Raw genomic sequence first — 13,144 nt, 5'->3', positions numbered from 1 at the left:
CACTCGGTTTTATATAAAACAGATGGAAGTCAAGAAAAGCAAAGAGGCTGATTTGGAACAAAAGCGCACACAAGGGTTCCTCTTGGGACTTATTGTGGTGTTGGCCTTGCTATTCGTGCTGTTGGAATGGAATAGTGGCGATAGCGGATGGTCATTCTTTGACGATGACGAAAGTATGGAAGCCGAAGTCGAGCTATCACCCTTGAAACGAGATAAGGATGAGGTGCCGATGATGATGCCTCAGGAGCAAAAGGTTGAGAAACAAGAGTCGCAACAGCTGCATCTGGTTGATAACGATGTTGAGTTGCCACCAGAACCAATTCTGCAGGAAGAGACAGAAGAAGAGGAGCCAACACTGAAGGCGGAGGAAGAAAAACCACAGGTAGTGGATATGTATGATGAGCCAATAGACTTCCGTGTAGTAGAAGATCTGCCGCAGTTTCCAGGTGGAGCAGCTGAGTTTATGAAATGGTTGACAAAGAACCTGAAGTATCCGGCATCTGCGCAACAGCGCAAGATAAAAGGTAAGGTTGTGGCGCAGTTTGTAGTTAACAAAGACGGAACGCTGAGCGACCTGCAGGTGGTACAGCCTTTGGAGCCAGCCTGCGATCAGGAAGTACTCAGAGTGTTGAAGATGATGCCCCAATGGAAAGCTGGCATGATGAATGCCAAACCTTGCAGAACAATGGTCTGCATACCAGTTGTATTTAATTTATAATAAGATATGTATACATCAGAAGAGCTACTTAAGAAAGTGAATGAGGCGCTTGATAATGTGGTTTACGACCGACAGCCAGCCTCGTTGTACGACCCTATCAAGTATGTACTGTCGATAGGAGGTAAGCGTGTTCGCCCAGTACTAGCGATGTTGTCGTATAACCTCTATAAGAATGATCCGCTGAGTATCATGCCCCAGGCCCTTGGACTTGAAACTTACCACAACTTCACGCTGTTGCATGATGATTTGATGGACCACGCTGATATGCGTAGAGGGCATGAAACGGTGCACAAGAAGTGGGATGCCAATCGCGCCATCCTTTCGGGTGACACGATGTTGCTTCAGGCTTTTGAGAGGGTGGAGGACTGTGATCCTGCAAAGTTACCTGCTGTATTCAAAGTGTTTATACAGACTACTTTGGAAATTGGCGAAGGTCAACAGTTAGATGTTGAATTCGAAAATCGAAACGATGTTCGCGAAGAGGAATACATTGAGATGATCAGACTGAAGACAAGTGTACTCTTGGCTTGTGCATGTAAAGTAGGTGCTATTATGGCCGATGCTCCTCAGGATGATATCGAGAATATGTATAAGTTTGGCGAGAAACTTGGACTTGCATTTCAGTTGCAGGATGATCTTCTTGATGTTTATGGAAATCCTGCTGTATTTGGCAAAAATATAGGTGGTGACATTACATCTAATAAGAAGACCTATATGCTTATTAATGCGGTGAATCTTGCAAATCCAGTTCAGCGTGAGCAACTTATGAATTGGATTAAGGCAAAGGATTTTGATCGCAACGAAAAGGTAAAGGCAGTTACAGAGCTATATAACGAGATAGGCATCCGTGAACTCTGCGAACGTAAAATTGAAGAGTATTATCAGGAAAGCTTGGTTTATCTGGCTAAGATTAATGTTCCAGAAGAGCGTAAGACAGAGTTAAAGTCATATGCTGCAGAGATGATGAAACGTCAGAGCTAATGCAGTTTATTGATACACATTGTCATTTGGATGGCGAAGAGTTTCGTGATGATCTTGATGCCGTAGTAGCCCGAGCCCGTGAGGCTGGGGTTGCTGCTATTGGAGTGCCGGGTATCAATCTGGAATCGATTGAATCCATAAAGACATTATGCAGCCGATATCCCGGTTACTGTTACCCGATGCTCGGACTCCATCCCGAGGATGTAAAGGCCGATTGGAAGGAGGTCTTGGAGCAGATTAAATTGTCAATTATCAATTGTCAATTGTCAATTAAAGCTATTGGCGAAGTTGGTCTTGACTATTACTGGAGTCGCGAGTTTGAGAAAGAGCAGTTAGAAGCTTTCGAGGAGCAGGTTCGTTGGGCAGTAGAGTTTCAGTTGCCACTGATGATTCATTGCCGTAAGGCTCAGAATGAGATGGTGACAATCATTAAAAAGTACCAGAAAGACTTGCCTGGTGGCGTGTTCCACTGCTTCACCGGTAATGAGCACGAAGCAGCCGAACTATTGCAATTCGATAAATTTGTATTGGGAATAGGTGGCGTGTCTACTTTCAAAAAGTCGCATTTGCCAGAAGTCTTACCTGCTATCGTGCCTTTGGAGCGTATAGTTCTTGAGACCGATGCACCTTATATGGCGCCCGTTCCAAAGCGTGGAGAGAGAAACGAACCTGCTTTTGTGGCCTACGTGTTGAAGCGACTAGCTGAGGCCTATGGTGTGAGCGAGGAGATAGTGGCACAGAAGACAAATGATAACTGCAAAAAAGTATTAAATATAAGTGTTTAACCCGTGGATTGTGCTGCAAATATACTAACTTTGCATCCACTTAATAATAGGAGAGGTGCTCGAGTGGCTGAAGAGGCACGCCTGGAAAGCGTGTAATCGTCAAAAGCGATTCGGGGGTTCGAATCCCCCTCTCTCCGCTGGAAGTTACAACAATATGAAACGACTGTTTTTTCTATTCGCATTGATAGGTTTGCTGAGTGTATCGCAAACCAGTATTGCTCAGAACAAAGTTGACTCTGTAGCAATAACAGACACTACGGCTATTACAGCTGATATAGACTCGATGGCTGTGATGGCTGATGATATCGATGAGCTTGCTGGAGATGAGGCAGAGGGAGGATTGCACAAGCAATTGAAGACCAAGTTTGTTGATGGTAATGTGGCATTTATGTCGTTGGTTGCCTTGGCACTTGTATTGGGACTTGCCTTCTGCATAGAGAGAATCATTTATCTGACACTTTCGGAGATTAAAACCCACCAACTGATGGTTGATATCGAGCAGAAGCTGAAGGCAAACGATGTTGAGGGCGCTAAAAACTTATGTAGAAATACCCGTGGACCTGTGGCATCTGTATGTTATCAGGGGCTGCTGCATATCAAGCAGCCTATGGATGCTATTGAGCGTAGTATTACAAACTTTGGTGGACTACAGACTGCGAATCTGGAAAAAGGATGTTCATGGATTAAGCTTTTTATTGCAATGGCTCCATCGCTTGGATTCCTTGGTACTGTGATTGGTATGGTTATGGCGTTCGACCAGATTCAAATAGTAGGCGACATTGGTCCAACCATAGTAGCTCAGGGTATGAAAGTTGCATTGATTACCACTATTTTCGGAATTGTAGTAGCGCTGATACTTCAGCTGTTCTATAGCTATATTCTTTCTAAGATTGAGCGTCTTACTGCTCAGATGGAGGAGGCTGCTATTATGCTGCTAGATATGATAACTGAGTATAAAGCTCAAAGTGAAAAGTGAAGACTGAATAGTTATGAATAACTTCATTTCGCCTGCTATAGCTGATGTAATGCTGGGACTGATGTATCTGGCGATTGCTGCTGCTATTTTGACCACTGCTTTCTCGGTATGGCACGGATTGCGATTCCGCAGAAAGGGCGACGATGTAGTGAATGGTGTACCAGCAGGTAAGATAGGTTGGATTGTAGCAATCGGTTTCGTAATATGTTTGGTGCTGACATTTGCTATGGCATCTACAACACCTATTATGACCAACGGGCAACTACTTACCGACACGTTTTGGTTGCGTGTTGCTGATATGTTTATCTATACCTCTATTATATTGATTATCGGATGTTTCGTAAGCGCTATCGTCAGCAGATTCCGGAGCTGAACACAACATCGACAGCCGACATATCGTTTATGCTGTTGATTTTCTTTCTCGTGACATCATCGATGGACACGGAGAAGGGATTGTTGCGCCAGATGGCTCCACCGCCATTGGAACACGAACAGCCCAAGGATATTAACCGAGACAATGTGATGCAGGTAAAATTAGATGGTAACAACCAACTTACTTGCGATGGTAAGACTATTACTTACAAAGAGCTTACAGCCGCTGTGCGTTCGCTGGCATTTGTAAATCGTACAGGTCATGTGATATCGATACAAGCCGATGCAGCTACAACCTACGAGGCTTATTTTAAAATGCAAGATGCTGTGGTAATTGCCTATCAAGAACTTCGTGATGAGTATGCTAAAAAGCATTTTGGCCATGGCTATAACGCATGCACAAATGATGAGAAAACTGCCATCAACGAGTATTACCCGCAGCGTATCAGCGAATCGCCTATACAGGAAGGAGGTGCACAATGAGACCGATGAAGAGTATGTTTCATCAGAGTCGCAGAAGTGTTCCTTCGCTTAATGTGGCTTCGATGCCAGACCTGATTTTTACAGTGCTGTTCTTCTTTATGATTGTTACCCACATGCGTAGCGATGAGGTGAAGGTACGTTTACAGGTTCCTGAAGGTGTTGAGGTGCAGAAGCTTGCCAATAAGCAATCTGTGGTGAATATTTATATTGGTAGAGAAGGAGAGAAGAAGGGAAGGAGTAAAGGTGGCCGTTGGGCTGTGCAGCTTAATGGTAATATAGTGAACCCAGATGACATTCCCGCCCTTATAGAGCATATTCGTGGTGGACTGAGCGCTGAGAATCAAGCACGATTGACTGTGTCGCTACGTGTTGATCGCCAAGCACCAATGGGACTTGTTAGTGAAGTGAAGCGAAATCTGCAACAGGCCTATGCCCTGAAGATAAATTATAATGCAACTGAAATCAAAAAATAACTGCTATTATGGTAAAAATTGACGAACTTGACAGACAGATATTGAGTCTGATAGCCGCCGATGCCCGCATACCTTTTCTTGAAGTGGCTCGTGCATGTAATGTGAGTGGTGCAGCCATCCACCAGCGTATTCAGAAGTTGAATAGTTTGGGTGTGCTTAAAGGATCTCAGTTCTTGATTGAACCCGAGAAGATCGGTTACGAGACCTGTGCATATATTGGATTGAATCTTAAGGATCCTGCAAGTTTTGATGAGGTGCTTGAGAAACTGAAGCAGATACCAGAGGTTGTGGAGTGTCACTACACAACAGGTAACTTCGATATGTTTATAAAGTTGTATGCGCGTAATAATCATCATCTGTTGACGATTATTCACGATAAACTACAGCCTCTTGGGCTTTCTAGTAGTCAAACGCTGATTTCATTCCATACAGCGATTGACCGCCAGCTGCCGATTGCCGACATTCTGACTAACGAAGAGGTCGCTGAATAAAAAGAAATGAGGATGTGCAATAAACACATCCTCATTTCTTTTTATTCTTTATCACTTATTTCTTAAGCAGATTCAGTTTCTGCTTAGGAGCAAGGGCGTTAGTCGTCTTTTCTGTATATTCTGCAATTTTTATTGTTGCAGTAGCTGCAATGTCGCGGCTACTGTTGCCAATACGGAAGGTGTAAGTACCGGCTTCAGTTAGCCACTGGCTATTTGCCTCGTCAAAGCTGGCCAGATCGCGCACGGGGATTGTCATTGTGAGCACCTGACTCTCGCCTGGCTGTAACTCACGAGTCTTCGCAAATGCCTTTAACTCCTGAGTAGGCTTCTCAAGTTTGCCTTCTGGAGCCTGAACATAAACCTGAGCAACCTCCTTACCACTTACTTTGCCGGTATTCTTGACGGTAATGCTAACTTCAACAGCATCTTTACCCTTAGCCTTGACAACTGGCTTTGAGAATGTAAATGTGGTGTAGCTCAATCCAAAACCGAATGGGTAAGCAACGTTCTTCTGGAAGGTGTCAAAGTAGCGATAGCCTACATAGATGTCCTCCTCATGATTGGTGTATGCATGGCCAGGAATCTGTGCTTTGTTACCAACCATCATCTTGAATGTATAATCGTCGAGACTTCCAGGGAAGTTCTTTGTTGAAGCATGATCGGTAGCAGCGATAGGCCATGTCATAGTGAGCTTTCCAGATGGGTTGACTTTGCCGGTCAGCAGGTCGGCGATTGAATTACCACCCTCCATACCTGGCTGCCAAGCACAAAGGATAGCATCTGGGTATCCGCTCCAAGAGGCAGTCTCGATAACGCTACCCGAGTTGATAATAACGATGACAGGCTTGCCTGCAGAATGGAATGCATTGCATACATCTACAATCAGATTACGCTCCTCGGGAATCAGGTTGAACTCTGTGTCGATATCGCGGTCGATACCCTCTCCTGCCTGACGTCCGATGGTGATGATAGCGGCGTCGGCAGCCTGAATCTCCTTATTGATAGCGATAGGGGCGATAGATATCTCTGGATACTTCTGCTGGCCCATCATCTCTGTCTGGAACCATTTGGCAGGATGACGCTCGGCTTGGAATTTTACGCGGGCAAACTCGATATACTTGCGATAGATATCAGTAAGAGTAGCCGATGAGCTGATGCCAGCATTCTTCAGACCTTCGAGCATATCAACCACGTATGGTGGATGAACACAACCAGAACCAGTACCACCACTCAAGAAGTCGTATGAGTTCTCGCCGAATAGAGCTACTGTCTTGACAGCACCATTCTTCCAAGGCAGAGCACCATTGTTTTTCAGCATCACGATACCCTCGGCAGCACTTTGACGTGTGATGGCTGCGTGAGCCTTGAAGTCAGGATTGTTTGATGCAGGATACTTATGGAAGCTTGGTGTCTTTACGATATACTCAAGCATACGGCGAACGTTGCGGTCAACATCGGCTATGTCGAGTTTACCATTCTTTACGGCGTCGATGATCTCCTGTATCTGTGCTGGCTGTCCAGGCTCCATCAGGTCGTTACCTGCGTGAACCTCACTGGCTGTGGTAAGTCCTTGACGGATACCAATCCAGTCTGTCATCACGATGCCTTTAAATCCCCAATCCTCACGCAGAATCTTGGTTAGCAGGTCGTGGTTACCCATAGAATACTCACCATTTACCTGATTATATGATGCCATAATGGTCCACGGATTACTCTCGCGGACAGCAATCTCGAAGCCGCGTAGATATAGCTCTCGTGCGGCACGCTGTGAAACGCGCTCGTCAACTGCGGTACGATCAGTTTCCTGCGAGTTGATGGCAAAGTGCTTGGCGCTTACGCCTGCACCCTGACTCTGTACACCCTGAATATAAGCAGCAGCAATCTTACCCGTTAGCAGTGGATCCTCAGAATAGTATTCGAAGTTTCGACCACAGAGTGGGTTACGATGCAGGTTCATACCAGGACCTAAGATGACGTCGCAGCGATACTCCTTGGTCTCGTTTCCGATAGCCTCGCCCACCTTGCTTACCAGCTCGGTGTTCCAGGTTGATGCCAAGCACGAACCGATAGGGAATGCTGTAGCATAATAGGTTTTGGTAGTACCCTTACGTGTTGGGTTAATACGTACTCCTGCAGGGCCGTCGGTTAGTACAGTAGCGGGTATGCCCAATCGTGGGATTGCTGGTGAAGTACCTGCGGCTCCAGCCACAAGGTCGGCCTCACCGCCAACTACAGCATTTGCGCTAAAGAAATTGTTAGCACCGCCAACCAGCAGTTTGGCTTTCTCTTCAAGGGTCATTGCCTTGATAACTTCGTCGATATTATCTGCACGAAGTTGTGGCTGAGCATTTGTTGTCATAACGAATGTTGCTGATAATAAGCAGGTTGTTAGTAATTGTTTCATTGTTGTTTAATATTTATGTTATGGAAATATTCTGAAGCTGTAACCTTGGTCTTTTAGCCATTGCAGACTCTCAGGTAGTGCTGTTTTCAGCTTGTCTATGCTCTTCAGTGAGTCGTGGAATGTGATGATTGAACCATTGCGCGCGTACTTCTTTATATTATTGACCACATCTTCGGCAGTCATCCATTTAGAGTAGTCACGTGTAACTAGGTCCCACATCACGATTTTGTACTTTCTGCTGAGCCAGGCATATTGTGCCATACGCATCCATCCATGTGGCGGACGTACATAATGGCTGTGAATATAGGCATTGGCCTTTTCTACGTTGTAGCTGTATTCTTTTATTGAATGGCGCAATCCACCAATGTGGTTATGGGTATGATTACCCACTTGATGTCCCTCTGCTAGTATACGGTTGTATAGCTCAGGATATTTGCGCACATTGTCGCCTACCATAAAGAAAGTTGCACGCACACCAAACTCCTTCAGTGTGTCGAGGATAAACGGTGTAGCCTCTGGGATGGGGCCGTCATCGAAAGTCAGGTAGACTGACCTTTCGTGACGGTCCATTCGCCAGTATGCTCTAGGATAGAGCCAGCGTAGGTATATTGCCGGTTGTTCTATAAACACTTTTAACTTCTTAACTCTTAACTCTTAATTACCATAAGTTCCTCCCTTAGCAGTGTAAATCTTATTGATGGTCTGGAACTGCTTATCCTTTTCTTCGGCTTTCTTCTCGTCAACTGCTGATTGCAGGTCGAGAACCTGATTCAGGATATAGATGTGAAGCATGCAGTCCTGCTGTGAACTCTCGAAACGCTGTCCGTCGAGTGAGCAATACCATTTCATATATTCAGTCGATTTGTTCCACAGCTGGTCTATCAGTTCCTGAGCCTTCTTGGTCTGACCGGTCAATGCGTATGCACGAGCCAGATCCATTGATCCGCTTTGGTAGTCGTGAGGAATGTTGTAGCTTGGCAACATCTTCTCGCACTTGTCAAGAACTGCCATTGCCTTCTTGTTCTTGCCTTCCTGAACCAGATTCATTGCAAGCAGAGACAGCAGGCGACGGTGAGTGTAGCACATACGCATTACGGTTTCATCGAGATATACGCCAGGTTTATCTACACCACCGAACTTAAATTTGTTCATCACGTTGTTATACGTTTTCTCTGTGTCGAAGTTCTTGGCACCAGGAGCGTTGGTGGTGAATGGGGTGATGCGGTTGGCCAGTCCCTCTTGTACGAAGTTGTCGCCCAAGTTCATGTAGTTTTCAGAGCCAACAGTCGTTGCTACGTAGATAGGACGAGTCCAGTTACACTGAGCAATCATTTCAAGCATCATCAGGTCGCCCTTATATAGAGCGTTCTTTCCCTTTAGCGAGATAACCATCTGGTCGGGTATCGAATCGCTGGCCATCATCATGCCGCTCTTCTTTACTGCTTCCTTATCGATGGTTACAAATACAGTGTCTGTAGGAATCACGTGCAGATCCTTATTTGTTGAGCGAACCCAGTTCTTCAGGATGTTCTTAAGCTCGAATGGCTTTTCGCCGAACTGCTTCTTAGCCTCCTCTGGATTCTGGCGATACAGCTCCTCAACCTGACTCTTTAACGAAGGGTCAACCTGTACATATTCGTTGGTGCCAGCGCAATACTCCAGTCGGCTCCAAGTGATAGGCACTGATGGGGAGTCGTAGGCCGGACGACGCATCTGGTCGATATACCAGTCGGTCTGCAGATATGAAAGGTTACATACGCGCGCATCGGTACGGAATCCCTCGGTATCCTGATTGTACCAGAGTGGGAAGGTATCGTTATCACCATTGGTGAAGATAATAGGATTACCTTCTTCCTGCAGCGTCATCAGATAGTTTTGGCCGAAGTCGCGGCAGCAATAACGGCCCGAACGGTCGTGATCATCCCAGGTCTGGCTAGCCATCTGGATAGGTACAACTAGGCATACAAGTCCTACTAGTCCTGCAAGAACTAGTGATTCCTTCTTTATCTTGCGGTTCAGCCAGTCGATAATAGCTGCAACACCCATACCACACCAGATAGCGAAGGCGTAGAACGAACCTGCATAAGCATAGTCGCGCTCACGTGGCTGCATCGGCGTCTGGTTCAGATAAACTACGATAGCCAATCCTGTCATGAAGAACAGGAAGAAAACAACCCAGAACTGGCGTATGCCGATAGGATCGTCGATAGTCTTCTCCTGACCGTTTACAACAGCCTTCTTTTTACGGGTGTACCAAGCTTGCCAGAAGAGTCCCAGCAATCCCAGAATCAAAGGCATGCAGTAGAACACGTTGTGTCCCTTGTTCTGCTTCAAATCCTCAGGCAGCATATCCTGATCGCCCAGACGAGGATTGTCGATAAACGAGAATCCTGTAATCCAGTTACCATGCTCCAGCTCGCCGTTGCCCTGAATATCATTCTGGCGTCCGGCAAAGTTCCACATAAAGTAACGCCAATACATAAAGTTGCACTGATAGCTCAGGAAGAAACGGATATTCTCCAGCTGACTGGGCACCTTCACCATCATCTGCTCGCCGCAGCGGTCATAAGGCACCTGACTACCGTCAACACCACCCATCCACGATTCGTAGGCAGCTGTGTGACCAGCATCGTACATACGTGGGAAGAGCATGTTCTGTGCATACTTATATTCATCTTTGGTGCGTACTACAAAGTACGAGTCTTTCTCGTCGGCGCTTGCTTTCTCTTTGCGCTGATATACGGGCTTACCCTTCGACATAACAGGCTTGCAGTAGTTGCCCTCCTGCTCGAGTGCTACCTGCGAAGTGTAGGCAGGTCCATAGAACAATGGGCGCTGACCGTACTGTTCGCGTCCCAGATAGTCGCCCAGTGTAAAGATATCCTCAGGAGAGTTCTGGTCCATTGGTGGGTTAGCCGACGAACGGATAACTATCAAAGCATAGCTAGAGTAGCCAATCATCAGCATCAGCATGCAGAGCAGCATGGTGTTCTTCATGCGAGCTGTAATCAGTGGCTGCTTGTTAACTGTATACTTAAGCAGGAACCAAAGTACTGCCAATACAACTACACCAATGAAGAATGCACTCCATCCCCAACCGTAGAATGGGATACCCAGCATACCAACCGATGCCAGGAAAGCTACATTCTGTATGGTCAGCGAGTGCTTCTGTGTCTGAGTCTCGTAAACAGCCCAGATAACACAAGCCACCAGCAGGAAGATATAGATAATCTCTCCGGTGTTGAATGGCATGCCGAGTGTGTTCACAAAGAACAACTCGAACCATCCGCCAACGGTGATGATACCTGGTACTACACCATAAAGAACGGCAGCCAGAATAACTATCGACACGCCCAGTGCGATGAGCGACCCCTTTAGATTGGCATCAGGGAATCGACGATAATAGTAAACCAGTACGATGGCAGGCACACAAAGCAGGTTCAGCAGGTGAACACCGATCGATAGTCCTGTCATATACATAATCAGTATCAGCCAACGGTCGCTGTGAGGCTCGTCGGCCTGATCTTCCCATTTCAGTATCAGCCAGAATACTACAGCTGTAAATGCTGAAGAGTAGGCATATACCTCTCCCTCAACAGCCGAGAACCAGAATGTGTCACTAAAGGTGTATATCAGTGCTCCAACCAGTCCTGAAGCCTCGATGGCTACCATCTTTGGCAGAGTCAACTCATCCCAGTTGCTGATAAGCAGTCGTCTGGTCAGGTGAGTGATAGTCCAGAACAGGAACAGAATACATGTAGCTGATAGCAGGGCGCTCATGGTGTTTACCATGCGTGCTACCTGTGTTGGGTCGTTTGTAAATTGTGAAAATAAATTGGCTGTAAGCATAAAGAATGGTGCCCCTGGTGGGTGACCAATCTCCAATTTATAACCAGTGGTGATAAATTCCGGACAGTCCCAGAAACTGGCTGTCGGCTCGATGGTAGAACAATAGACAAAGGCTGCAATAAAGAATGCTAACCAGCCCAAGGTGTTGTCTACTAACCTGAATTGTTTCATTACAAATATTTATTCTTTAACGTTAAAAATCCAAATAAGTGGTGCAAAGTTACACAAAAATCTTTTATATAAACAGACCAGCTCCGTAAATTAAGATAATATAACGGAATAACTTGCCCAGTGTAATGGCGATGAATGTGATGACGACGTTCGATCGCATCAGTCCCAGGGCGATGGTGATGGCGCTACCCAGAACGGGCAGAAAGGCGAAGAACCCCATCCAAGCACCACGTCCGGCCAGAAACTTATGGGCTTTGTCCAGATCTTGTTTCTTTACATGCAGATATTTCTCAATCCACTCCAGCTTACCCATTCGGCCCACGCAGTAGTTAAACACGCTACCCATCACATTGCCCACAGTGCCGTATATCATCAGCATCCACGGGTCCAGTCCTGTAGCCATCAGCGCCACCATTACTGCCTCGCTCGAGAAAGGGAAGAAGCTACCTGCTAGGAAGGCTGCGAGCAACATACCCCAATAGCCGTATTGCGATAGTAGATTGACTATGAAATCCATAGGTTCATGCCTGTTAGTAACACGATGACTACCATCATCACCATAAATAATATGTTCGACATTCTGGTATGCGTCAGCGATACAAAGTGAGCTATGATTGGGCTAATTGCTATTGTCATCATATATATCAGCACATCAAACATGTGTGGCTGTAAGGCTAATAATAATATGGTATATAAGGTGAGCAGTATCAGACTGGTGTAAATCTGGCGTACACGTATCTTGTCCATATAGCTGGTTATCCAGAAGTGTACGGCTCCAATCATGAATAGCACAACCAGCAATACAAAATAGAGTATCTGTGGCTCAGTAATCGCCTGATAGTAGGTGCTCCATGGCATCTCAGAGAATCTCGAAAAGATGTCCAGCGCCTTGCTGGGGTCTTCAGGGTTATTTAGCAGTTGCCAACCTGCGTACAGCCAGTAGGGCGTAATAAGGCCTATTATCGACGCTATGAAGTTGCGGAAACACATGGAGTACATGGTTATTGCCATCAATAGCCAAATGATGGGTATATATAGCAGATAATGCGGCTCTAGCATGCTGATGATACTCATGATAGCGAACATATAGAAAGTCCGCCCTTGTGTTTCTTTGTTCTGATAGCATGAAAACAGCAGCGCCAGTACGAGTATGGTACCTAATTGTATCACCGCCCCATGGATTGATGGAAATAACCATACAGCAGCACACGTTAGCAGGATGTAGGCAGCTGACACAGAACGGCTATAGATACGTATCATCAGGTTGGCGTTGTTCAGGTGTATCATAGCATATACCGATGCTGCGAAACACACAAACTGCATCCACCATCCGTTGTTTACTAAACCAGCCAATAGCCATATGCCGATACCATATATCATGGTTATCGGCAATGTATGACGGCTCTCGGCTATTATGTTCTGTGTATGTTTCTTGCTCATA

The 13,144-nt window shown here is 46.0% G+C and carries 13 protein-coding genes and 1 tRNA gene; 9 read left to right on the top strand and 5 right to left on the bottom strand.

All coding sequences use genetic code 11. The annotated features are described in order from the left end of the window. Positions 1 to 22: 22 nt before the first annotated feature. The 9 genes from BUB86_RS01090 to BUB86_RS01050 all read left to right on the top strand — a co-directional run bounded on the left by BUB86_RS01090 (position 23) and on the right by BUB86_RS01050 (position 5,279). Complete coding sequence (locus tag BUB86_RS01090; RefSeq protein WP_073203977.1) at positions 23 to 718, top strand: energy transducer TonB; 696 nt, start codon at positions 23 to 25, stop codon at positions 716 to 718. Positions 719 to 724: 6 nt separating this feature from the next. After that, positions 725 to 1,699 (top strand): polyprenyl synthetase family protein, encoded by a 975-nt coding sequence (locus BUB86_RS01085; protein ID WP_073203974.1) that lies wholly within the window; start codon positions 725 to 727, stop codon positions 1,697 to 1,699. Continuing rightward, complete coding sequence (locus tag BUB86_RS01080; RefSeq protein ID WP_073203971.1) at positions 1,699 to 2,484, top strand: TatD family hydrolase; 786 nt, start codon at positions 1,699 to 1,701, stop codon at positions 2,482 to 2,484. The genes BUB86_RS01085 and BUB86_RS01080 overlap by 1 nt, the downstream gene beginning before the upstream one ends. Positions 2,485 to 2,533: 49 nt before the next feature. Beyond that, a tRNA-Ser gene (locus tag BUB86_RS01075) sits at positions 2,534 to 2,621 on the top strand. Positions 2,622 to 2,638: 17 nt separating this feature from the next. Then, positions 2,639 to 3,460 (top strand): MotA/TolQ/ExbB proton channel family protein, encoded by an 822-nt coding sequence (locus BUB86_RS01070; RefSeq protein ID WP_073203968.1) that lies wholly within the window; start codon positions 2,639 to 2,641, stop codon positions 3,458 to 3,460. Between the two features lie 13 nt (positions 3,461 to 3,473). Beyond that, the gene (locus tag BUB86_RS01065) at positions 3,474 to 3,833 is read left to right on the top strand and encodes a hypothetical protein (RefSeq protein WP_073203965.1); all 360 of its coding nucleotides are present in this window, start codon (positions 3,474 to 3,476) and stop codon (positions 3,831 to 3,833) included. Beyond that, positions 3,794 to 4,315 carry an ExbD/TolR family protein gene (locus BUB86_RS01060; protein ID WP_073203961.1) on the top strand — a complete coding sequence of 174 codons (522 nt, stop codon included), beginning with the start codon at positions 3,794 to 3,796 and terminating at the stop codon, positions 4,313 to 4,315. The genes BUB86_RS01065 and BUB86_RS01060 overlap by 40 nt, the downstream gene beginning before the upstream one ends. Before the next feature lie 5 nt (positions 4,316 to 4,320). Continuing rightward, positions 4,321 to 4,788 (top strand): ExbD/TolR family protein, encoded by a 468-nt coding sequence (locus tag BUB86_RS01055; protein WP_073203958.1) that lies wholly within the window; start codon positions 4,321 to 4,323, stop codon positions 4,786 to 4,788. An 8-nt stretch (positions 4,789 to 4,796) separates the two neighbouring features. Beyond that, positions 4,797 to 5,279, top strand: coding sequence for an Lrp/AsnC ligand binding domain-containing protein (locus BUB86_RS01050; RefSeq protein ID WP_073203955.1), 483 nt, complete (start codon positions 4,797 to 4,799; stop codon positions 5,277 to 5,279). A 55-nt stretch (positions 5,280 to 5,334) separates the two neighbouring features. Here the strand turns inward: BUB86_RS01050 and BUB86_RS01045 are convergent, their stop codons facing one another. The 5 genes from BUB86_RS01045 to BUB86_RS01025 form a co-directional block, all read right to left on the bottom strand. Then, positions 5,335 to 7,683: a glycoside hydrolase family 3 C-terminal domain-containing protein gene (locus BUB86_RS01045; protein ID WP_073203952.1), complete on the bottom strand. Its 2,349-nt coding sequence runs from the start codon at positions 7,681 to 7,683 to the stop codon at positions 5,335 to 5,337. 18 nt (positions 7,684 to 7,701) lie between these two features. Next, positions 7,702 to 8,313 (bottom strand): polysaccharide deacetylase family protein, encoded by a 612-nt coding sequence (locus tag BUB86_RS01040; protein ID WP_073203949.1) that lies wholly within the window; start codon positions 8,311 to 8,313, stop codon positions 7,702 to 7,704. Between the two features lie 24 nt (positions 8,314 to 8,337). Next, positions 8,338 to 11,703 (bottom strand): DUF2723 domain-containing protein, encoded by a 3,366-nt coding sequence (locus BUB86_RS01035; protein WP_073203946.1) that lies wholly within the window; start codon positions 11,701 to 11,703, stop codon positions 8,338 to 8,340. A gap of 64 nt (positions 11,704 to 11,767) precedes the next feature. Then, positions 11,768 to 12,220: a YqaA family protein gene (locus BUB86_RS01030; RefSeq protein ID WP_073203943.1), complete on the bottom strand. Its 453-nt coding sequence runs from the start codon at positions 12,218 to 12,220 to the stop codon at positions 11,768 to 11,770. Next, a complete protein-coding gene (locus BUB86_RS01025; RefSeq protein ID WP_073203940.1) occupies positions 12,208 to 13,143 on the bottom strand; it encodes a hypothetical protein in 936 nt (311 codons plus the stop codon). Before BUB86_RS01025 ends, BUB86_RS01030 begins: the two co-directional genes overlap by 13 nt. Position 13,144 lies beyond the last annotated feature (1 nt).

It is taken from the genome of Xylanibacter ruminicola (genome assembly GCF_900142525.1).
Classification (GTDB): Bacteria; Bacteroidota; Bacteroidia; order Bacteroidales; family Bacteroidaceae; genus Prevotella; species Prevotella ruminicola_A.
This window is presented reverse-complemented; position numbering and strand designations above follow the sequence as displayed.

Excerpts from the sequence above, each read along its gene's own strand:
- BUB86_RS01025 (WP_073203940.1), bottom strand. The coding sequence starts at position 13,143 with ATGAGCAAGAAACATACACAGAACATAATAGCCGAGAGCCGTCATACA.
- BUB86_RS01055 (WP_073203958.1), top strand. The coding sequence starts at position 4,321 with ATGAAGAGTATGTTTCATCAGAGTCGCAGAAGTGTTCCTTCGCTTAAT.
- BUB86_RS01050 (WP_073203955.1), top strand. The coding sequence starts at position 4,797 with ATGGTAAAAATTGACGAACTTGACAGACAGATATTGAGTCTGATAGCC.
- BUB86_RS01080 (WP_073203971.1), top strand. The coding sequence starts at position 1,699 with ATGCAGTTTATTGATACACATTGTCATTTGGATGGCGAAGAGTTTCGT.
- BUB86_RS01060 (WP_073203961.1), top strand. The coding sequence starts at position 3,794 with ATGTTTCGTAAGCGCTATCGTCAGCAGATTCCGGAGCTGAACACAACA.
- BUB86_RS01090 (WP_073203977.1), top strand. The coding sequence starts at position 23 with ATGGAAGTCAAGAAAAGCAAAGAGGCTGATTTGGAACAAAAGCGCACA.
- BUB86_RS01045 (WP_073203952.1), bottom strand. The coding sequence starts at position 7,683 with ATGAAACAATTACTAACAACCTGCTTATTATCAGCAACATTCGTTATG.
- BUB86_RS01085 (WP_073203974.1), top strand. The coding sequence starts at position 725 with ATGTATACATCAGAAGAGCTACTTAAGAAAGTGAATGAGGCGCTTGAT.
- BUB86_RS01035 (WP_073203946.1), bottom strand. The coding sequence starts at position 11,703 with ATGAAACAATTCAGGTTAGTAGACAACACCTTGGGCTGGTTAGCATTC.
- BUB86_RS01030 (WP_073203943.1), bottom strand. The coding sequence starts at position 12,220 with ATGGATTTCATAGTCAATCTACTATCGCAATACGGCTATTGGGGTATG.
- BUB86_RS01070 (WP_073203968.1), top strand. The coding sequence starts at position 2,639 with ATGAAACGACTGTTTTTTCTATTCGCATTGATAGGTTTGCTGAGTGTA.
- BUB86_RS01065 (WP_073203965.1), top strand. The coding sequence starts at position 3,474 with ATGAATAACTTCATTTCGCCTGCTATAGCTGATGTAATGCTGGGACTG.